Origin of the sequence: Frankia alni ACN14a (assembly GCF_000058485.1) — a bacterium.
Lineage (GTDB): Bacteria > Actinomycetota > Actinomycetes > Frankiales > Frankiaceae > Frankia > Frankia alni.
Genome location: NC_008278.1, coordinates 5,236,967 through 5,257,797, shown reverse-complemented (window position 1 = coordinate 5,257,797; position 20,831 = coordinate 5,236,967). Strand labels below are relative to the sequence as shown.

The following is a 20,831-nucleotide window of genomic DNA, read 5'->3' as shown; positions in this document are numbered from 1 at the left end:
GGGTTCCTTCGGATGCGGCGGGTCACACCGTCGCTCTACCGTCTCAGCGGTATGCGAGGGGTACGGAAGGAGTTTCATGAAGGCCACCCGGGACACGCAGATCACCGACGCGAGGGCCGGCGGTGAAAACAGCTCTACCAGGCTATCCGATGAGCGCCCGTCCTTATTTTCCGAGCCGGCGGGCGACGAAGCGAGCGGATGCACGGGAATCCGCCTGAGTCGCCCGGTGGAATGGGCGGCACTGGCCGCAGTCCTGATCTTCGGAGCGGTGCTCAATCTGTGGCGGCTGGACCGCAACGGTTACGGCAACGTCTACTACGCCGCCGCGGCCCGTTCGATGAGTGGTTCGTGGCACAACTATGTGTTCGGCGCTCTCGACCCGGCCGGCTTCATCACCGTCGACAAGCCGCCGCTCGCGTTGTGGGTGCAGGCGGCGAGCGTGTGGATGTTCGGCCTGTCGAGCTGGAGCCTGCTGGTGCCGGCCGCCGCCGCCGGGACTGTGACGGTGTTCGCCCTGTACCACGCGGTGCGCGCGCAGGTCGGCGCCCTGGGCGGGCTCGTCGCCGCCCTCGCCCTGACCGTCACCCCGGTGTTCGTCAGCACGGCGCGATTCAACAACCCCGACCCGTTCATGGTGATGCTGCTGGTGCTGGCGGCCTGGGCGCTGGTCGCCTCCGTGCGCCAGGACAGCGGCCGGCTGCTCGCCCTGGCCGCCGTCTGCGTGGGCCTCGCGTTCGACGCGAAGATGTTGCAGGCCTACCTCGTTGTGCCCGCCCTCGGCCTGGTCTACCTGGTTGCGGCCCCGGGCGGGCTGCGCCGCCGGCTGGCCCTGCTCGGCGCCGCCACGCTCGCGCTGGTGGTGGCGAGCGGGGCCTGGATGGCCCTGGTCGACCTGACTCCGAAGGCACACCGCCCGTTCGTGGGCGGTTCGACCGACAACACCGTCCGGGATCTGGTCTTCGGTTACAACGGGCTGGGGCGGGTCGACGGCAGCGGCGGCCAGGGCGCCTTCGGTGCGGTGCTCGGCTCCCGGCGGGGGCCGGGCCGGTTCTTCGACGCCACCACCGGCGGCCTGATCGCCTGGCTCATCCCGGTGGCGGTGGCAGCGGCGCTGCTCGGCCTGTGGCAGCGCCGGCGGGCCCCGCGGACCGACCCGGCCCGCGCGGCGGTGCTGCTCTGGGGAACCTGGGCGCTGCTGTGCTGGCTGGTCCTCAGCTTCGCCCGGGGCGCGTTCCACCCGTACTACGTCGGGGAGGCGGCCCCGGCGTTCGCCGCTCTGGTCGGCGTGGGCTTCGCCCTGGCCGCGGCGGCCTGGTCGGCCGGGGGCGTGGGTGCCGGCGGGCGGGTGCCCACCACCCTGGCCGCCGTCGCCGGCCTGGTCTCGACCGTGGCCGTCGCCGTGCTGGTCCTGCGGCGCACCCCGACGTGGAACGCCTGGTTGCGGCCCACTCTGATCGTCGCCGCGGTGATCAGCGCCGGGATGCTGGCGCTCGCCGCCTGGGCCGCCCGGCGCGCGGGGGGCCCGGGCGAACCGGCGCGCGGGCGCGCGGCACCGGCCACCGCGGCCCTCGCCGGCGTGCTCGCCCTGGCCGTCGTGCTGGCCGCGCCCACGGCGTTCGCACTCACCCCGCTGCGCCATCCGAGCCAGGGCAGCGACCCCGTCGTCGGCCCGCCGAGGACCACGTCCAGCCCACTCGACCTCGCGCTTCCGGCGCAGCTGGCGGACAACCCGGCCCTCCGTGCGCTGCGTCAGCTCACCGAGGCGTTCCCCCAGCTCACCCGGTCGGCGCAGCCGGTGACGAGGGGATTGTCCGTCGACCTGGTCACCCCCTCGTTGCTCGCCTACCTGCGGGCCCACCGAGAGGGCGCGAAGTTCCTGGTCGCGGTCGACACCGATCCGCTGGCCGCGCCGACCATCGCCCACACCGGCGAGGCGGTGATGCCGATGGGCGGCTTCCTCGGCAGCGACCCGGCGCCGACCGTCTCTGGTCTCGCCGCCCTCGTCCGTTCCCATGCCCTGCGCCACGTGCTGCTGCTCGGCGGGGGTGCCTCCGGCGGGAGCCTGATAAGCGCGTTGGCCGCGCCGATCGCCGGGGAGCGGGACGCCTGGGTGCGGCACTCCTGCACCCTCGTGCCCGCGGCGAAGTACGGCGGGGGCAGTGGCCTGGTGTCGCTGCTCGGCCAGGCGGCACCGGGTGGTGCGCCGGGTGTCCCTGGCGTCGGGGGTGCCGCAACGGGTGGTGCGCCGGCCTCGCCGTTCGGTGCCGGCGGGATCCCGAAGCCCGCCATCGACATTTCGCCGGTGGAACTCCTGCAGGACTTCCGCATTCTCGCGGACGCCTTCTCGCTGAACCTCTACGACTGCCAGGCGCCGACGGCCTAGGCCGACCCGGATCGACCGGCCTCGCCCGCGTTCGTTCGGCTGGTGATCCCAGCCGTCCCCATCGGCCGTCCCGGGCCGCCCGCCTTCGCCGCCCGCCTTCGCCGGCCGTAAATGCCGGCCCCGGCCATCTGGCCGCCCAAGGAGGAACCATGCAGTCGCTGACTGGCGCGGTTGCGCCGCGCACGTCGAAACCCCCCGCCCTGAACCTCGTCGAGGTGATGATTCCGGTCTACAACGAGGAGGCGGTGCTGGAAAAAAGTGTGCGTCGCCTGCACACCTATCTGACCGACCGGTATCCCTATGAGTGGCGCATCACGATCGTCGACAACGCCAGTACGGATCGAACACTGATCGTCGCCGACCGGTTGGCAGAGGAACTGCCTCGAGTCCAGGTTCGTCATCTCGATGTCAAAGGTCGGGGTCTGGCGCTGCGCGAGGCGTGGTCGGCATCGGACGCCGATATTGTCTGTTACATGGACGTTGACCTTTCCACCGATCTCGATGCGTTCCTCCCGCTGACGGCACCGTTGTTGTCCGGGCATTCCGAGATTGCCATAGGATCCCGACTTCGGCGCGGCGCCCGAGTCGTCCGCGGCCCGAAGCGGGAAATCATCTCCCGCTGCTACAACAGTCTGCTTCGGGTATTCTTCCGGAGCTCGTTCCGGGATGCCCAGTGTGGTTTCAAGGCAATGCGGTCAGACGTGGCCCGGATACTGCTGCCCGCGGTCCGCAACGATAACTGGTTCTTCGACACCGAGCTGCTGTTGCTGGCCGACCGTAATCGGTTGCGGATTCACGAGGTGCCCGTCGACTGGGTGGACGACCCGGACTCGCGGGTCGACGTCGTCGCCACCGCACTGGAGGACCTGCGTGGGATGTGGGGGGTGGGGCTGCGCATCCTCGCTGGTCGGGGGCGCGTCGAGCTGCCGGCCGAGCTGGCCTCGGCGCGGCTGCCGGCCCGGATGAGGGCCCAGCTCGGCCCGTTCGCGATCATCGGAACCATCTCGACCCTGTCGTACGTCGTCCTCTACGCCCTACTCAGGGCAGTCCTGTCGGCATTCGACGCCAACCTCCTCGCCCTGTGCGTCACGGTGGTGGGAAACACCTGGGCGAATCGCCGCTTCACGTTCCGTCGCACCGGCCGTCAGCGGTGGGCACGCCAGTTCGTGGAGTCCGCGATGGTCTTCGGGGTGGGCCTGATCATCTCCAGTGCGGCGCTGGCCATTCTGCATCTGCTGTGGCAGACCTCGGGGGTGCTCTCGGAGATAGTCACCGTGCTGGCCAGCGGCGTTCTGGCCACTATCGTCCGGTTTATGCTCCTGCGGGCGTGGGTGTTCCATCCGGATCGTGGCTGACCGTCCGTCGAGGTTTGGGTGGGCTGCTGTCGAGAATGTGGTGCCGGCGAGGCGGTTCCGAGCCCGTCGGTGGTGCGCGACGCCGACTGCGGCGGCAAATCGGGACCTCTCGCCGGTGTGGCGGTGGCACAGAGTGTGGCGAGTTGTCCGGCCTGTGTGATTCATCCCGACGGGCCCGGTCGGTTTCGCTGATCACGGAGGTACGTACTGATCCGGCGAGTTGCGTCGCGCGGTGGGCCCGCCGAGAACTTCGCATATCAGAGCCGCCTGGCCGGCCGGGCCGCCCGCCCGTCCGTCCGTCCGTCCGGCAGGACATTCGGCGGGCTGGCGGGAAAGGTTACCTGGAAGCCCGTAGGGAGGACGATTGCGGCGGCGGGCGCAGGTCGCCGTGAGGGCACCGACCCGGAAGGGTTGAACCGTCTTCGCCTACTGAGTTATATATGTTCCTCGAGTGCGTCGCCGTAGGGGCCGCGCCCTGTGCGCCGTCTGGCCCGCCGAGGCGCCGGCGGATCGCCGATACGAGGAGGCAACGCCATGCCGGCCGAGGTACCCGTGTTGAAGAGCGTCCTCGTCACGCTCGGTGATGATCATGTCCTCACCCTGACCCTCAACCGGCCTGACCGGCTCAACGCGTTCAACCAGGAGGTGCTGGACGACTTCCGGGCGATCTGGGACTTCGCCGCCGTCACCGACGACGTGCACGTCGTCGTCCTGCGGGCGCAGGGGGAGCGCGCCTTCAGCACCGGCGTCGACGTGGTCGAGGGCTACGACCTCGCGAAGGAGCCCCTCAAGCAGGTCGACCCGGCCGCCTACCTCTCCCCGAAGTTCAACCAGTGCTGGAAGCCGCTCGTGTGCGCGGTGCAGGGCATGGCCGCGGGCGGGGCGCTGTACTGGCTGAACGAGGCCGACATCATCATCGCCGGCGAGGGTGCGACCTTCTTCGACCCGCACGTCACCTTCGGCATGACCGCGGCGCTGGAGCCGATCGGGCTGGCGCGGCGCATCCCGATCGGCGAGGTGCTGCGCATGGCGCTGCTCGGTAACGACGAGCGGATGTCGGCCAGGCGGGCCCACGAGATCGGTTTCGTCAGTGAGGTCGTCCCCCGTGACCAGCTGTGGTCGCGGGCGCAGGACATCGCGGAGCGCATCGCCCGCCATCCGACCGTGGCGGTCCAGCAGACCGTGCGGGCGATCTGGGAGTCCCTGGACTCCACACGGACGCAGGCCCTGCGCACCGGCCTGCTCTACGTGCAGGTCGCGACCCCGCCGGGCACGTCACGCACCCAGCCGACGACCCGCGGCGGGTACGAGGTGCGGTGATGGTCACGTCGTCGGGCGCGCCCGCCGCCCGGTCCGATCCGGCAGGTATCGTTTTGCGACCGGGCACGCATCACGGGTCACCGGGGTCGCAATCGCCTCAAAGCTAACTAGGTTTACTCTGTAGTAGCATGGCTGTGTTGCCGCGATCCCGCGGCCCTGACCGGAAGTGCGGCGGTCATCCGCGGCGTCCGACGTTCTGTGCAATGCGAGGAGTCGATCCCATGGCCGCGCCGGTCTTCTCTCTGCCGGAGGGCCGGTCCGGGGCGGACGTGCGGTCCCCGAAGACGGCCGAACTGCTCACCCGCAGACTGCGCCGCATGATCGTCACGGGCGAGCTGCGCGACGGCGACTACCTGCCCCGCGAGGCGGAGCTCATGGCTCACTTCGGCGTCTCCCGCCCGACGTTGCGCGAGGCCGTGCGGGTGCTGGAGGCCGAGTCCCTCGTCGAGGTCCGTCGTGGCTCCCGCACCGGCGCCCGCATCCGGGTACCGGGCCCCGAGATGGTCGCCCGCCCGGCCGGGCTGCTGCTCGCCGTCGCGGGCACCACCCTCGGTGAGGTGCTCGTCGCGCGCCTCGGGATCGAACCGCTGGCCGCATGGCTGGTCGCCGACCGGGGTTCCGACGACGCGATCGCGGCGCTCGTCGCGGCGCTCGACGACCTGACCGCCAACCTGGCCCAGGACGACAGCGGTGGCGCCGTCGGAGCCGGCTTCGCCCGGTTCCACGAGGTCGTCGTCGAGCAGTCCGGCAACCGGGCGCTCGTGGTCACGGCCGGCATGATCCAGGAGATCCTCGCCCGGCACATGGCGACCGCGACGAGGTCGCACTTCGAGTCCGAGCCGGACGAGGTGCAGTTGCAGTACCGCCGGGCGGTCCGGGCCTACGAGAAGCTGATCAGCCTGGTCCGCGCCGGCGAGGCGGACGAGGCCGAGCGGTTCTGGCGTCGCCACCTGATCTCCGCCAACGAGTCGCTGCTGCGGGGCTTCGACGCGGCCGGTGTCATCGACATTCTCGAATAGTCCCGCGCGCAGCGGGCCCACGCTCGGTTCCGCCGACGCGAGCGTCGCTGCCGGGTCGGTCGGCTACGGGCCCCACAGTGTGCCCAGGGGTGCGCCGGGGGAGGATTACCGGGCAGGCCGGAGCATCGGTTCCGGCCCGCCCAGGTCGCGGCCACGGGCCGGGCGTCGTTGCGAGGGGAGAGGGCGGCGCGGAGGTGGGACTGCGGGCAGGTCGCGCGGTCCGTGCACTGCGGGGCCGCTGGCCGGGACGAAGCCGCCCGGGCGACCCGCGGTATCTGGCCGACGCCGTCGCCGGACGCACCACCGCCGGACACACCGCCCCGGCGGGCCCGGCGGTGGTGCGTCCCACCGCCGAGGTCGCCGATCTGTCGCTGACCCTGGCCGGCGCCGGGATCGGCGTGTGGAGCTGGGAGCCGGCCAGTGGTCGGCTCGTCTGCGACGAACAGGCGGCCGCGCTGTGCGGTCTCGCCCCGGGCGAGTTCGACGGGACCATCGACGCCGCCCTCGCCACGGTCCACCCGGAGGACGTGGCGGACGTGCGCACGACGCTGTCCGACGCCGCCCGCACCGCCGGCGCCGTCCTGGAGGAGTACCGGATCCTGCGCCCGGACGGCTCGATCCGCTGGATCCAGGCCCGCGGGGCCGTGGTACGGGACGGCACGGACGGCGCGGCGCGGATGGTCGGGCTGGTCGGCGACGTCAGCTCGGTGCAGACGGACCGCGACGGCGGGGGCCCCGGCTCCACCGCGCTGTGGCGTGCCGCCCGCCTGCTCGACCTCACCCACGCGATCGGGCAGGCCCTGACCGTCGACGAACTCGGCGACGTGGTCGTGCACACCGCCGCCGCCGACCTCGGGATCGTCTTCGCCGCGGTCATGCTCCACGGTGAGGACGGCGAGCTCTACCGCAGCATCGTGCACCCGGAGACCTCGCCGGTCCTCGCGATGTGGCAGGCCCTGCCGATCCGCGGGCCGGCCGCCGCCGCCGACGTCGTGCGCGACCGGCGGCCCCGCTATCACCGCAGCCGGGCCGAGTACCTCGCCGACTACCCGGACCGGGTCCAGACGGTGCGGGTCCTCGGGCTGAACGCCAGCGCCCACCTGCCGCTGGTCGTCTCCGGCCGGCTCATCGGCGTCCTCGTGCTCGTCTGGAACCTGCCCCGCGACTTCGACCCGGGTGATCAGGCTTTCCTGCAGACCCTCGCCGGGATCTGCGCCCACGCCCTCGAACGGGCCCGGCTGTACGAGCGCCAGACGACACTGGTCGCCGTCCTGCAACGGGCGATCCTGCCGCAGCGGCTGCCCGATCCGGTCGGAGTGCGACTCAGCGCCCGGTACCTGCCGGCGAGTCGGGACGTCGGCATCGGCGGCGACTGGTACGACGCCATCGTGCTGCCGGACGGCGCGCTCATGGTCGTCGTCGGCGACGTCGGGGGCCACGGCCTCGGCGCGATCGCGATCATGGCGGAGCTCCACCAGGCCACCCGGGCATACGCGCTGCAGGGCCGGAGCCCGGCCGAGATCACCACCCAGCTCGCCGCGAACCTCGCCGGTCAGGGCGACGAGACGCTGGCCACCGCCGTCGTCGCCCACCTCACGCCGGGCGAGCGGTGGTTGACCTGGTCCTGCGCGGGCCACCCGCCGCCGCTGCTGATCGCCGGATCGTCCACGCGCTACCTCGAACAGGTGCACGGTCCGATTCTCGGCGCAGTGCCGGGTCACCAGTACGGACAGAGCGAGTTGTCGCTGCCGCCCGGCTGCCGGCTGCTGCTCTACAGCGACGGGCTGGTGGAGCGGCGGGGGGCGTCGCTGTCGCTGGGCCTCGACGCGTTCGCCGCCGCTGCCAGCGCCGGGGCCGCATCCGGCCCCGGCGCGGACGGCCAGCCCGGGCGCGGCGGTGGCCTGGAGGACCTGTGCGACGGGATCCTCACCGAGATCACCACCCCCGCCGGGCGCGACGACGACGTCTGCCTGCTCGCCGTCGGCCTGGACTGACACCCGCTCGGCTGCCGTCCGCCCGGCCGCTCGTCCGCCCGTCCGGCCGGCCGCCCGGCGCGGGCGCGTGGGGGTCAGGTGTGGGCGGGTCAGGAGTGGGCGACGACCCGGCCGGTCATCGACTCGGGCAGGATGCGCACCCAGTGCGGGTGCTCGATGCGGTCCGCCCACGGGGCGAGCCCGGTCTTCTCCAGCCGGGCCAGGGTCTGCCGGTCGGTGACCGCCACCGCCCTGCCGTTGATCAGGACGCTCCAGCCCGCCCGGGCCACCGGGTCGTGGCCGTCGACCTCGAATCCGACGGCGTCCTCCTCGAGCGCCGCGGCCAGCTTGGAGCCGGTGGCCGTGCGGAACGCGATCGCGTCCCCGTCCAGCACGTAGTTCACCGGCAGGACGAGGATCTCCCCGTCCGCGCGGAACGCGACCCGGCCCACCTGCTCGCCGGCGAGCAGCCACAGGCAGGTGGCCGCGGGCAGGACACCACCTCCGGCATGGTCGAGGGTGACGGTGGTCTTGTCGCTGGCGCTGGCGGTGAAACCTGGCGCGCCCACACTCGTCGATGTCATGTGTCTTCCCCTCGTCCGCTGGTGGGCGTCCGGACCGACGGGGCGCCCGGACCGCTTCGGCGATGCCCGGTTCGACGGTAGGTCGGTGCGCATCGGGAGTTCAGGGCCGATCGTCGTCCGCCTGCCGGGCCCTCCGGCACGGGTGTGCCCGTCCGGTCGGTGCCGCACGCGGTGCGTCAGCAGGTTCGCAGCAGCCGATCCAGCACGCGGGTGCCGAACTCCAGGGCCGCGACGGGAACCCGTTCGTCGACCCCGTGGAACAGGGCGCTGAAATCCAGCTCCGGCGGCAGGCGCAGCGGCGTGAACCCGAGGTGGCGGATCCCCAGCCGCTGGAACGACTTCGCGTCCGTCCCCGCGGCCAGCAGGTACGGCAGGACCCGCGCGCCCGGGTCCTCCGCCTCGATCGCCGCGGCGATCGCCGCCATCAGGGCGCCGTCGACGTCCGTCCGGACGGGCGGCAGGGTGTCCCACGCGGCCCGCACCCCCGGGCCGAGCACCTCGACCAGTTCGCGGCCGAACGCCTCCTCCCGCCCGGGCAGGAACCGGCCGTCCACGGTGGCGTGGGCCGTGACGGGAACGACGTTGGAGCGGTAGCCGGCGTCGAACAGGGTCACGTTCGCGGTGTCCCGCAGCGCCGCCCCGATCAGGCGCGCCAGCGGGCCGAGGCGGTCGACGGCCGACTGCGGATCGGCCTCGTCGAACGGGATTCCGGTGATGTCCGCGATCCCGGTGAGCAGCGCCCGGATCGGCTCGGTGAGCACCAGCGGGAAGCGGTGGACGTCGAGGCGGGCGACGGCCGCCGCCAGGGTCGCGATCGCGTTGTCGTCGTGCAGCATCGAACCGTGCCCGCCGCGGCCGCGAGCCGCCAGCCGCAGCCACATGCTGCCCTTCTCCGCCGTCTGGACCAGGTAGGCGCGCACGTCCTCGCCGCCGGTGGCGGAGCCCAGGGTGACGGAGAAGCCGCCGACCTCGCCGATCGCCTCGGTGGCGCCCTCGAACAGGTCGGGGCGGTTGTCCACCAGCCAGCGGGCGCCGTGCCAGCCGCCGGCCTCCTCGTCGGCGACGAACGCGAAGATCAGGTCCCGCGGCGGGATGGCTCCCTCGCGGCGCAGCCGGCGAGCCACCGCCAGCATGATCGCCACCGCGCCCTTCATGTCGACGGCGCCGCGTCCCCACACGTAGCCGTCGCGCACCTCGCCGGAGAACGGGTGCACCGACCAGTCGGCCGCGTCCGCCGGGACGACGTCGAGGTGACCGTGCAGAAGCAGGGCGCCCCGCGACGGGTCGGCGCCGGGCAGCCGGGCGACGACGTTGCCGCGCCCGGGTGCGCCGGACTCCAGGTAGGTGACGTCGTAGCCGACGTCGGCGAGCCGGCCGGCCACGTACTCGGCCGCGGGCCGCTCCGTGCCCCGGACGTGCGGGTCGCCGTGGTTGCTGGTGTCGAACGCGATGAGGTCGCTGGCCATCGCCACCGCCTCGCGGGCGGCGACCCGCCGCCCCGCCGACAGGTCGGCAGCGCTCACACCGCCGGCTCCCCGGCGCCCGGGCGCGCGGCGAACGGCTCGTCGGCGTTGGCGTCGGCCTGGGCGGGCACGGGCACGCCCGCGGCGCCAGGGACCCGGGCGGCGCGGAAGGTCACCGTGCGCCGCAGCCGGAAACCGAGGGCCTCGTAGAGGCGGATCGCGTTCGTGTTCGTCGCGGCGGCGTGCAGGAAGGGGATCTCGCCGCGGGCGCGGATCCCGGCGGCGACCGCCCGCACGAGCCGGGACGCCAGCCCCGTCCCCTGCTGATCCGGATCGGTGCAGACGGCGCTGATCTCGGTCCAGCCCGGTGGGTGCAGCCGTTCCCCGGCCATGGCGACCAGCGCCCCGCCGCGGCGGATGCCGAGGTAGGTGCCCAGCGCGATGGTGCGGGGCAGGAACGGGCCGGGGCGCGTGCGGGCCACCAGGTCGAGCATTTCCGGGACGTCCGCCGGGCCGAGGCGCACCGCGTCGTCGTCGCCGACCGCGTCGACGCCGGCGTCGATCATCTGGACCCCCGGACCGAAGCCGACCTCCTCCCAGCCGGGCGGAAGGTCCGCGTCGACGCCGGTGAACGGCACCAGGGCGCCCGGACCGAGCAGCGTCGCCAGGTCCCGCCAGGTGTTCTCGTCCGGCTCGTCGGGCAGGGCGATGAACGGGCACACATCCGCCGGGTAGCGCAGCACCTCCCCGCGCCGCTCGGCGAGGTGCGCCTGCGGGCCGAGCAGGGCCGAGCGGGCAGGATTGTCCAGGACGTGCCGGTTCGTCACCCGGCGACCTCGATCACGATCTTGCCGCGGGCGTGACCGGTCTCCACCGCCCGCAGGGCCGCGTCCGCCCGGTCCAGCGGGTAGACGTCGCTGACGTGGGGGTCCAGCACGCCGGCCGCGACGAGGCCGGCGACGGCGTCGAGCACGTCCGCGTTGCGGGCCCGTTGCACGGCCACCCCGCCGAGGCGGGTGACCGTCGCCGTGTCCGCGGCCGTGACCAGCCGCGGCGGGGCGTCGGCGGCGGCGTCCCCGGCCGCCGGGGGGAGCACCCCGGCGATCTCCTCGAGCGCCGCACCGCCGACGAGATCGTAGATCGCGTCGACGCCCTGCGGCGCGACCGCGCGGACCCGGTCGACGACGCCGGGTCCCGGCTCGACCCAGGCGACCCCGAGGGACTCGACGAGGTCCTTCTTCCCGGCACTGGCCGTGCCGACGACGGTGAGCCCGGCGTGCCGGGCGATCTGCGCGGCGGCCACGCCCACCCCGCCGCCGACGCCGGTGATCAGCAGGGTCGCGCCGGGCGGCAGCGCGAACTGGTGCACGCCGTCGTACGCGGTTGCCGCCGCGACCGGCAGGGCGGCCGCGTCGCGGAAGCTCACCGCGGCCGGCTTGTGCGTGGCCAGCGCCGCCGCGAGCAGGGCGTGCTCGGCGTAGGCGCCGCCGACGGTGATCCCGAGGACCTCGTCGCCCACCGCGAACCCGGTTACCTGGGGGCCCAGGCCGGTGACCACGCCGGCCGCCTCCAGCCCCAGCACGACGGGGAACACCGGGTCGGGCAGTCCGGGGATCGACAGCCCGTCGCGCAGCTTCCAGTCCGCGGGGTTGACGCCCACCGCGCGCACCGCGATCGCCAGCTGACCGGGGCCGGGCTCGGGCGCCGGCAGATCGGTGAACGTCTCCACCTCGGGGCCGCCGTTCGCGGTATAGACGTATGCCTTCGGCACCGTAGTCCTTCCCTTCGTCACTGGTCCACGTCAACGGACCGCTGCCCGCGGTCCGGTCCAACGGTCCGCGTCGACGGTCCGCTTCAACAACGGTCGTCGCCGTCACCTTCCGCATCGTCGGCCGGGGCGCCGGACCCGTCACCGCGTCACCCGGTTCGGTCCCGTTCGCCCCGGGGGAGGCCTCAGCCGTGCCGGCGGGTCCACTCCGCGGCCAGCAGCTCGTAGGAGCGCACCCGGTCGGCGTGCTGGTGGGTGATCGTGGTGACGGCCAGCTCGTCCGCGCCGGTCGCCGCCGCGAGCTGTTCGAGCCGGTCGGCGACGGTCGACGGGGAGCCGACCAGCTGGGTGGCGACCCGGTCGGCGACCAGGTCCCGATCGGCGTCGCTCCAGGTGTGCGCGGCGGCCTGCTCGGGAGTCGGGAACGGGATCGCCCCCGCACCGCTGCGGATGCTGCGGACCCACAGCCCGTAGCCGGCGGCCAGTCGGGCCGCGCTGGCGTCGTCCTCACCGACGACGACGTCGGCGGAGACCGAGACGTAGGGCGCGGCGAGATCCGCCGACGGCTCGAACGCCGCCCGGTACGCCTCGACCGCGTCGAGCACCGTGCTGGGGCTGTGATGGTAGGAGGCGGCGAAGCGCAGCCCCCGCGAACCCGCCACGGAGGCGCTCGACCCGCCGGACGCCCCGAGGATCCACACCTCCAGCGCCGCGCCGGTCCCCGGCCAGGCGCGGGCCGTCTGGCCGTCGGCGGTGTGGTAGGTGTCGCGCAGCAGGGCGAGGATGTCGTCGACCTGGTCGGCGTACTCGGGGGTGTAGGCGCCCGGCTGCTGCAGCAGCGACAGGGTCACCCCCAGCCGGGGCGAGCCGAGCAGCCTGCTGAAGTCGAACCGGCGGGGGATCAGCAGGCCGTTGGCGGCCCGCTGGTCGGTGCTGTGGTCGACCCCGCCGAGGCTGGCCTGATAGGCGGCCGCCGCGGCCGAGACGAGGGCCGGCGCCGGGGTGGGAGTCGCCGCGCCGTCCCCGGGTCCGCCGCCATCAGGTCCGCCGTCGCCGGGTCCGCCGTCGCCGGGTCCGCCGTCCGCGCCGGCCGGGGCCGCGCCGTTGGGGGTCGCGCCGTTGGGCGTCGCGCCGTTCTTCGGGGCCGGCCGGCCCGGTGAGCGGCCGATGCCGAGGTCCAGGCGGCCGGGGTGCAGCGCGTCGATCAGCCCGAACTCCTCGACGACGGCCAGCGGCGTGCGGTGCCCGCTCTGCACGCCCGCCGAGCCGAGCCGGATCGTCGACGTCGCCCCGGCCACCAGCGCGATCGCCACCGCGGGGGACACGCCGAGCAGGCCGGGGTTGAGGTGATGCTCGGCGAACCAGTACCGCCGGTACCCGAACGCCTCGGCCTGCCGGGCCAGGTCGACGGTGTTGCGCAGCGCGTCGTTCGGGCTGTCACCGGCGCTGACCGGAACGAGATCGAGGACGGCCAACGGGATGTCTGCCATGTCTGGCCTTTCGGTCGAGGCGGGTGGGGCTGGTGCCGGTGCCGGGCCGCCGCCGCGGTGCGACCGAGGGCGTGGGCGTCGCTCCGACGGTCGTCCGGGCACGGGGTGCCGATCGCGGCGGCATGGACTGCGGGCGGGAGATCGGCGCGGCCCCGGCCAGCCCTGCGGTCCAGCCGCTGGCCGCCGCGACGCGCCGGGCCCCGCGCGGCCGTGCGGCCGGTCTTGTCGCGGAGGCTTCCACCGGTGGGCGGCCCGGCTCTGGGGACGGTCGGGTGATGCGGCGCGGCGGTCCGGACCGTCGCCGGGCCGGTCAGGGACCGGGACAGCGGCTGCTGGACGAACGCCGCAGATCGATCACGAGCCGCCGGGTGAGCCGCCACCGGGTGGACCGGCTGCGCGGCAGGCCCCACCGTGCGTCCGCGGGACGCCGATCGGATGCCGCCGGCATCTCACCACTCCCTCGACTCGGGCCCGCGCTCGACCCGGGCCACGGATCCGGCTCGTGCGTGGGGCGCTGGGGAACGCGGCCAAGCCGCCGCAGGACCGCCGGCGATCGACCGGCCGCGACCGGGAACCGAGCGGTCCGCCCGAGGCACCCCCCTGGGGCCCGGCGCAGAGGCCTGACCAGGGTGAACCTAATCGCGAAAGTCGACTATGTCCATAGGCCTACTGGGGTCCCGCGGCCCTTCCGGCTCCAGCGGCCCTTCCGGGTACGACGGCCGCCTACCGGGGTTCGGCGGGGTGGGCTACACCAGCACTGACACTCATTGTTGCGAATGATGTCCCTGGGTTGTTGCGAATGATGTCCCTGGGCGGATGGGGCCTCCCTGGCGAGGGGGACGCCCGACTCGGACCTGACGCCCGACTCGGACGCGGCGGCCGGTCTGGACGTGGCGGCCGGTCTGGACGTGGCGCCCCATTCGCAGGTGGCGGAGCGCCGGCAGGCCGAGGCGTCTACCGCCGGCCGGCCGGCGGGCCGCGGAGGCCCTGGAAGGGATCACCCTCCCCTCCAGGGCGCGCCCGGATGAGGGACATCGCTCCCACGGACGTCGCGTCTGCGCCGGTCCTGCCCGGTGGACCGCGCCGCCCGCAGGGATGGAAAGATCCGGTCTGGGCGGACGACGCGCCGGGGCGTGGCCGCCACGGCCACGTGCCGGGGAGCAGAGGGGCGGGGCGGGACGTGCAGGCAGACGCGGGGACGAGCGGACGTGCGCGATCGGTCGACCTGCGGGAGGACATCCCTCACTCGGCCCGCATGTACGACTACTACCTCGGCGGCAAGGACAACTACGCGGCGGACCGGGAGGCGGCCGAGCAGGCGCTGGCGGTCTTTCCCCACCTGCGCACCTACGCCCGGCAGAACCGGGCCTTCCTGCACCGGGCCGTGCGGTACCTGGCGGCCGAGGCCGGGGTGCGGCAGTTCGTCGACGTGGGCACGGGCATCCCGACCTCGCCGAACCTGCACGAGATCGCGCAGCGGGTCGCCCCGGACGCACGCATCGTCTATGTCGACAACGACCCGATCGTGCTCGTCCATGCGCGGGCGTTGCTGACCGGAACGCCACAGGGCCGGACCGCCTACGTCGACGCGGATCTGCGCCGCCCCGACGAGATGATCGCCGTGCCGGAGTTCGCCGCCACCCTCGACCCGGCGCATCCGATCGCGCTGTCGCTGATCGCGATCCTGCACTTCTTCCCCGACGCCGACCGGCCCGCGGACATCGTCGCCCGGCTGTGCGAGCGGCTGCCCGCCGGCAGCTTCCTCGTCGTCAGCCATGGCACGGCCGAGCTCGCGCCGCAGGCCGCGGCGCGGGTCGCCGAGGTCTACAACGGCCGCGGCATCCCGTTCCAGACCCGCGACCGCGCCGAGCTCACCGCCCTGCTGCCCGCCGGGTGGGAGCTGGTCGAGCCCGGCGTCGAGGTCCTGCACCGCTGGCGCCCCGAGCCCGGCAGCGACCCGGACCTCATCGCCGACGCCGACATCAGCGCCTACGCCCTGATCGCCCGCAAGTCGTAGGCGCCGCCCGCTGGGGTGGGGGTCAGTGCTGGGTCTCCTCGGCGGCGATCACCGCGCCCGCCTGCGTCGCCTCGCTCGGCTGCTCGGGCAGACGCCGGCCGTCGCCGGCGAGCAGGTCGCGGATCTCGGTGAGCAGGCGCGTCTCGTCGCTGATCGCCGGCTCGGAGTCGGGTACGGGATGGCCGCGCCTGCGCAGTTCGTTGGCCTTCGCCAGCGGCAGGACGACCACGAAGTAGACGACCGAGGCGACGAGCAGGAAGGTCACCACGGTGTTGAGGAACAGTCCGTAGCGGAACACGCTGTGGTTGATGCTGAAGGACAACCCGGCGAAGTCCGGCTTTCCGCCGACCGCGGCGATCAGCGGCGTGAGCAGGTCGTCCACCATCGCCTTGACGACGGCGGTGAACGCGGTACCGATGATCACCGCGACGGCCAGGTCGACGATGTTCCCGCGCATGAGGAACTGCTTGAAGCCCCCGAGGCCCGGCTTGATCAGCCGCACGGACGGCTCGACCACCTCCCGACCCCGCCCGATCACCTTCCTGATGCCGAACACGCCATCTCCTCGCCAGCTCTGTACGGACCCGTCGGGCACACCCCCCGGGGCGGGCGGGCGGCGCCCAGGAGAGCGTTCGGCCCGCCCGACGCGAGTCCGTTATCGCCCGGCGAAAGCGGATTCAATCCCGCCGGTCGGGCGGCAGCGCCTCTGTCGGGCAACCCCGAGGAACCGGCGGGTCGTCGCCAGCACGGAAGGGGAACCCTGCGGGCCCGCCGGGCTCAGCGTTGCTTGGCGGCGCGGAAGCCCCGGTCCAGGTCGGCGAGGATGTCCTCGATGCCCTCGATGCCCACCGACAGCCGGACGAGTTCCTCGCTCACCCCGCTGTCGACCTGCTCGTCGGGGGTGAGCTGGGCGTGGGTCGTGGACGCCGGGTGGATCGCCAGCGAGCGGACGTCGCCGACGTTGGCGAGGTGGCTGTGCAGCTCCAGGCCCTCGATGAAGGCCCGGCCGGCCGCCGCGCCGCCGCGGATCCCGAACGCCAGCACCGCCCCGGCCCCGCGGGGCAGGTAGCGCTGGGCCGCCGGGTACCAGCGGCTGTCCGCCAGGCCCGGGTAGGCCACCCAGCTGACCTCGGGACGCTCGGCGAGCCAGGCGGCCACCCGGGCCGCGTTGGCGCTGTGGCGCTCCATCCGCAGCGACAGCGTCTCCAGCCCCTGCAGCAGCAGGAACGCGTTCACCGGGGACAGCGCCGGGCCCAGGTCGCGCAGCAGCCGGGCGCGGGCCCGCACGATGAAGGCGGTCTCGGCGAACGCCTCGTGGAAGACCAGGCCGTGGTAGGCGGGGTCGGGGGTGGTGAAACGGGGATGGCGCCCGGCCGTCCAGTCGAACCGCCCGCCGTCGACGATGACGCCGCCGATCGACGTCCCGTGCCCGCCGATGAACTTGGTCGCCGAGTGCAGCACGATGTCGGCGCCGTGCTCCAGGGGACGGTTCAGGTACGGCGAGGCGAGCGTGTTGTCGACGATCAGCGGCAGCCCGGCGGCGTGCCCGACCTCGGCGACGCCGGCGATGTCCAGGACGTTGCCCCGCGGGTTGCCGATCGTCTCGCCGTACAGCGCGACGGTGTTCGGGCGGATCGCGGCTTGCCAGGCGTCCAGGTCGTCCGGGTCGTCGACGAACGTCGTCGTGATGCCGAGCTCGGCCAGCGTGTGCTTGAACAGCGCGTACGTCCCCCCGTACAGCGACGTCGACGACACCAGGTGGCTGCCGGCGCCGGCCAGGTTGAGCACCGCCAGGGTCTGCGCCGCCTGGCCGCTCGCGGTCGCCAGCGCCGCGACCCCGCCCTCCAGGTCCGCGACGCGCTGCTCCAGGGCGTCGGAGGTGGGATTGACGACCCGGGTGTAGGTGAAGCCGACCTCGGCGAGCGAGAACAGGTCGGCCGCGTGCCGGGTGTCGTCGAACACGAACGACGTGGTCTGGTAGATCGGCACCGCGCGGGCGCCGGTCGCCGCGTCGGGCGCCGCTCCGGCGTGGATCTGCCGGGTCTCGAAGCTCCAGCCGGTCGGGGAGGTCGTCACGACGGGATCCCTCTCTTGTGACATCAGTAGGCGCCGTGACCGGTGGGCTGGTCGGCGGGGGTCTGGGCGGCGGTGGGCTGGGCGACGTCCGCATAGTGGCGGCGGGCCACCTCGGGATGGCTGCGCAGCCAGCTCTTCAGCGTGTTCACGCCGTGCTGCGCGAAGATCGGGTTGTGCGGGTCGGGCGGGGGAGCGTCGCCGATCTCGCGCAGGAGCTCCGCGGGCAGGGGGACGGGTTCGAGGGTCGCCGACAGCCGCGGGCCGAAGAAGAACGCCACGGACAGCCGTTCGTGGCCCGGCGGTGGACTGACGACCCGGTGCACCGTGGCACGGTAGTAGCCGCGGGTGGCCAGTTCGAACATCTCCCCGATGTTGACGACGAAGGTCCCGGGCCGCGGCGCCGCGTCGATCCAGCCGCCGCTGTCGTCGGCGACCTGCAGCCCCGCGGCCGGCTCGACCGCCTCCCCTCCGCGCAGCGCCCGGACGTCGTCCTGGAGGACGAAGGTGAGGAAGCCACCGTCCTTGTGGGAGCCGACGCCCTGGTCGTAGCCGGCGGGGTGGGCCGGGGGTGCGGCCAGGTAGCGGATCAGCTTCAGGTGCGAGCGGGGTTCGTCGGCGAAGGTCCGGTCGAGGTGGTCGGCCGGCAGCCCCAGCGACTCGGCGAAGGCCCGGACCAGCAGCCGGGACAGCCCGCCGAGCTCGTCCATGTAGGCCAGCACGCTCGCGCGCAGCTCGGGAACCTGGGCCGGCCACTGGTTGGGACCGTCGAGGCGCAGGTACGCCGGGTCGTCGGGGCCGAGTGCCCGGGCCGGGCGTTCGTCGGAGATGTCTATCTGCTCGCGGATGTCGGGATTCCCGCGGGTGATCTCGTGGCCCAGCCGGGTGTAGCCGCGGAAATGCGGCGAATGCACGTTTTCGATCGCCAGCTTCGCCGCCTCGGCGAGATGGAAGAAGCGGCGGCTGACGTCGAGCACGGCCGCGGTCCGCGCGGCGGGGATCCCGTGCCCGGTCAGGTAGAAGAAGCCCGGCCCGTGGCAGGCCGCGCGCAGGTCGGCGAGAAACCGCGCGCGGTCGGCGGTGCCGGCCAGAAACGGGCCGATGTCGAGCGTGGGCAGTGTGCGGGCGCTGGTCACAGCGGTGAGCCTTCCGGCGCGTCGGTGTCACGGGTGGGGGAGCGGCGCCGTCGGGGACGGCGCCGTCGGGACGGCACGGTCATGAACGGCGCGGTCATGAACGGCGCGGTCGGGGACGGCGCGGTCAGGGACAGAGCCGGCTGGCCACCAGCATGTGATCGACCGGGCGACGCCGGGTGAGTCGATTGCGCGAAGCCACCAAAGCCACCCCGCCACTGTGCCAGGCGGCGGAGCGGTCCGTGCGGCGTCCGCCCACCACCGCCCGGGGCGTTGCGGGGTGTTCTGCGCGCCTCTGGACCGATCGGCGCGCACCTGGTTACAGTCAGGCCGTGGGAACTGGACGGCCGCCACGGTTCGTGATTCTGGACGCGTTCTGGAATTCCCGTCGCGCGCACCACTTCGACCAGGTCTGTTGTTGATCGTCGTCTGACGACGCCAGGCCGGCCGGCCGGCGGCCGTGCGTTCGGCTGGGCGTGTCGACGCCGCCGCGCGCGGCCGACACGCAAGGCTGATCTCGTCACCCCGCTCCTCGTTACGTGCCCCGTTCTCGTGGCGTGCTCCGTCGGCGGATCGTCGCCGATGCGGAGCGCCGCCGCGGGCGGGGGCGCATTCTCGGCGCGGCCGTCGCGCGGCCCGCCGCCGTCATCCTTCCGGCCGCCGGGCGCGGGATTTCCGTGCGCCCGACGGCGTCATTGTTGCCTCGAAAGGGGCGCGTGATGAGAATCAGAACCTTTGCCGCCGCTGTCGCCGTCGCCGGCCTGGCGCTGGCGGCCTGCGGGTCGGACGGCGAGGACGGCCCGACCGGCGGCCCGGCGTCGACCGGCGGTCGCGCCCATCCCGACGCCACCGTGACCATCGGCGCCGTCCTCGAACCGACGAGCCTCGACATCACCCGCACCAGCGGGGTCGCGGTCGGCCAGATCCTGCTCGGCAACGTGTACGAGGGGCTGGTGAAACGGGACCAGAAGGGGGTGGTGAGCCCGGCGCTCGCGACGTCCTACACGATCTCCCCGGACGGCCTCACGTACACGTTCACCCTCGCGGGCAACGCCGCCTTCCAGGACGGCGCCCCGGTGCGCGCCGCGGACGTGGTGTCGTCGCTGACCAAGGTGATCGGGCCGAACTCGACGAACCCGCACGCCAGCGACCTGGCCTCCCTCTCCGCGGTCACCAGCCCCGACCCGCGCACGGTGGTCCTGACGCTGAAAGAACGTGACAGCGGGCTGCTGTTCAACCTGACCGGCCCGGCCGGCGTCGTCGTGCGCGAGGGCGCCACCGGCCTCGACGGTCATCCCGACGGCACCGGGCCGTTCCGGTTCGACTCCTGGCGGCGCGGCGACAGCATCACCCTCGTGCGCAACGACGCCTACCGGGGGCCGAAGGCCAAGGTCGCCCGGGTGGTCTTCCGCTACCTCACCGACGCGAACGCGCAGAACAACGCGGTGCGCACCGGTCAGGTCGACGTCGGGGTGATCTCCGACAACGACCTGATCGAGGCCTACCGGGGCAACCCGAAGTTCACCATCGCGGAGGGCACGACCACCGACAAGTTCACCCTGGCGTTCAACCAGGACCGTGGGCCGCTGGCCGACGCCCGGGTCCGGCACGCGATCCGCCAGGGCATCGACAAGGACGGGCTGATCAAGGTGCTCGGCGCCGGGACCCGGATCGGCTCGCCCGTGCCGCCGTTGGACCCGTGGTACTCCGACCTCACGAGCATCGACCGCTACGACCCGGCGAGCGCGCGCCGGCTGCTCGCGCAGGCGGGGCACGGCGGCGGGCTGCGCCTCGGCCTCACCGTCCCGAACATCTACCCGCCGAGCATCGGCGACTACGTCACCTCCCAGCTACGCGAGATCGGCGTCACCGTCGACCTGCACCGCGTCGAGTTCCCCGCCTGGCTCACCGGCGTCTACACCAAGCACGACTACGACCTGAGCATCGTCGACCACGCCGAGGCGCGTGACCTCGCCTTCTACGTCAAGCCCGGCTACTACTTCGGCGACCGCTCCCCGCAGGCCCGCGACCTCGCGAAGGCCGGTGCCACCGCCGCCTCCGACGCCGAGCGCGACACGGCCCTGCGTGGCCTCGCCCGCCGCTACTCCGAGGACGCCATCGCCGACTGGCTCCTGCTCGCCAAGGCGCGGCAGGTCGCCCGGGTCGGCGTCACCGGTTACCCGACCGACAACGTCTCCGCGACCTACGACCTGTCGAAGATCGAGGTTGTGAAATCGTGACCTGCCCGGGTGG

At 73.5% G+C, this 20,831-nt stretch carries 15 protein-coding genes; 7 read left to right on the top strand and 8 right to left on the bottom strand.

Features of this window, described 5'->3' with window-relative positions:
- The first annotated feature begins 226 nt into the window (after positions 1-226).
- The 5 genes from FRAAL_RS21195 (at position 227) to FRAAL_RS21175 (ending at position 8,071) form a co-directional block, all read left to right on the top strand.
- Positions 227-2,383, top strand: a complete 2,157-nt coding sequence (locus FRAAL_RS21195; RefSeq protein WP_011605971.1) for an ArnT family glycosyltransferase — start codon at positions 227-229, stop codon at positions 2,381-2,383.
- A gap of 149 nt (positions 2,384-2,532) precedes the next feature.
- Entirely contained in the window at positions 2,533-3,738 is a 1,206-nt protein-coding gene (locus FRAAL_RS21190; RefSeq protein WP_011605970.1) for a bifunctional glycosyltransferase family 2/GtrA family protein, read from the top strand.
- 534 nt (positions 3,739-4,272) lie between these two features.
- On the top strand, positions 4,273-5,058 hold the full coding sequence (locus FRAAL_RS21185; RefSeq protein ID WP_085949684.1) for an enoyl-CoA hydratase/isomerase family protein: 786 nt from the start codon (positions 4,273-4,275) through the stop codon (positions 5,056-5,058).
- Between the two features lie 221 nt (positions 5,059-5,279).
- Complete coding sequence (locus FRAAL_RS21180) at positions 5,280-6,077, top strand: FadR/GntR family transcriptional regulator (RefSeq protein ID WP_011605966.1); 798 nt, start codon at positions 5,280-5,282, stop codon at positions 6,075-6,077.
- A gap of 194 nt (positions 6,078-6,271) precedes the next feature.
- Entirely contained in the window at positions 6,272-8,071 is a 1,800-nt protein-coding gene (locus FRAAL_RS21175) for a SpoIIE family protein phosphatase (RefSeq protein WP_011605965.1), read from the top strand.
- 89 nt (positions 8,072-8,160) lie between these two features.
- Here the strand turns inward: FRAAL_RS21175 and FRAAL_RS21170 are convergent, their stop codons facing one another.
- From FRAAL_RS21170 to FRAAL_RS21150, 5 genes are all read right to left on the bottom strand, one after another.
- Positions 8,161-8,634: a pyridoxamine 5'-phosphate oxidase family protein gene (locus tag FRAAL_RS21170; RefSeq protein WP_041939579.1), complete on the bottom strand. Its 474-nt coding sequence runs from the start codon at positions 8,632-8,634 to the stop codon at positions 8,161-8,163.
- A 176-nt stretch (positions 8,635-8,810) separates the two neighbouring features.
- Positions 8,811-10,157: a M20/M25/M40 family metallo-hydrolase gene (locus tag FRAAL_RS21165; protein WP_011605963.1), complete on the bottom strand. Its 1,347-nt coding sequence runs from the start codon at positions 10,155-10,157 to the stop codon at positions 8,811-8,813.
- Positions 10,154-10,924: a GNAT family N-acetyltransferase gene (locus tag FRAAL_RS21160; protein ID WP_011605962.1), complete on the bottom strand. Its 771-nt coding sequence runs from the start codon at positions 10,922-10,924 to the stop codon at positions 10,154-10,156. Before FRAAL_RS21160 ends, FRAAL_RS21165 begins: the two co-directional genes overlap by 4 nt.
- Positions 10,921-11,868: an NADP-dependent oxidoreductase gene (locus tag FRAAL_RS21155; protein WP_041939578.1), complete on the bottom strand. Its 948-nt coding sequence runs from the start codon at positions 11,866-11,868 to the stop codon at positions 10,921-10,923. The genes FRAAL_RS21160 and FRAAL_RS21155 overlap by 4 nt, the downstream gene beginning before the upstream one ends.
- Positions 11,869-12,050: 182 nt before the next feature.
- Positions 12,051-13,355 (bottom strand): LLM class flavin-dependent oxidoreductase, encoded by a 1,305-nt coding sequence (locus FRAAL_RS21150; protein ID WP_011605960.1) that lies wholly within the window; start codon positions 13,353-13,355, stop codon positions 12,051-12,053.
- 1,180 nt (positions 13,356-14,535) lie between these two features.
- Here FRAAL_RS21150 and FRAAL_RS21145 point away from each other — a divergent pair.
- Positions 14,536-15,372, top strand: coding sequence for an SAM-dependent methyltransferase (locus FRAAL_RS21145; protein ID WP_041939577.1), 837 nt, complete (start codon positions 14,536-14,538; stop codon positions 15,370-15,372).
- Positions 15,373-15,394: 22 nt separating this feature from the next.
- On the opposite strand, the gene mscL is transcribed toward FRAAL_RS21145, so the two are convergent.
- The 3 genes from mscL to FRAAL_RS21130 form a co-directional block, all read right to left on the bottom strand.
- Positions 15,395-15,928 carry a large conductance mechanosensitive channel protein MscL gene (mscL, locus tag FRAAL_RS21140; protein ID WP_050997205.1) on the bottom strand — a complete coding sequence of 178 codons (534 nt, stop codon included), beginning with the start codon at positions 15,926-15,928 and terminating at the stop codon, positions 15,395-15,397.
- A 221-nt stretch (positions 15,929-16,149) separates the two neighbouring features.
- Entirely contained in the window at positions 16,150-17,472 is a 1,323-nt protein-coding gene (locus FRAAL_RS21135; protein WP_050997204.1) for a bifunctional o-acetylhomoserine/o-acetylserine sulfhydrylase, read from the bottom strand.
- Positions 17,472-18,581, bottom strand: a complete 1,110-nt coding sequence (locus FRAAL_RS21130; protein ID WP_011605956.1) for an isopenicillin N synthase family dioxygenase — start codon at positions 18,579-18,581, stop codon at positions 17,472-17,474. The genes FRAAL_RS21135 and FRAAL_RS21130 overlap by 1 nt, the downstream gene beginning before the upstream one ends.
- A 716-nt stretch (positions 18,582-19,297) precedes the next feature.
- Between FRAAL_RS21130 and FRAAL_RS21125 the strand changes: the two genes are divergently transcribed.
- Entirely contained in the window at positions 19,298-20,818 is a 1,521-nt protein-coding gene (locus FRAAL_RS21125; protein WP_011605954.1) for an ABC transporter substrate-binding protein, read from the top strand.
- Positions 20,819-20,831 lie beyond the last annotated feature (13 nt).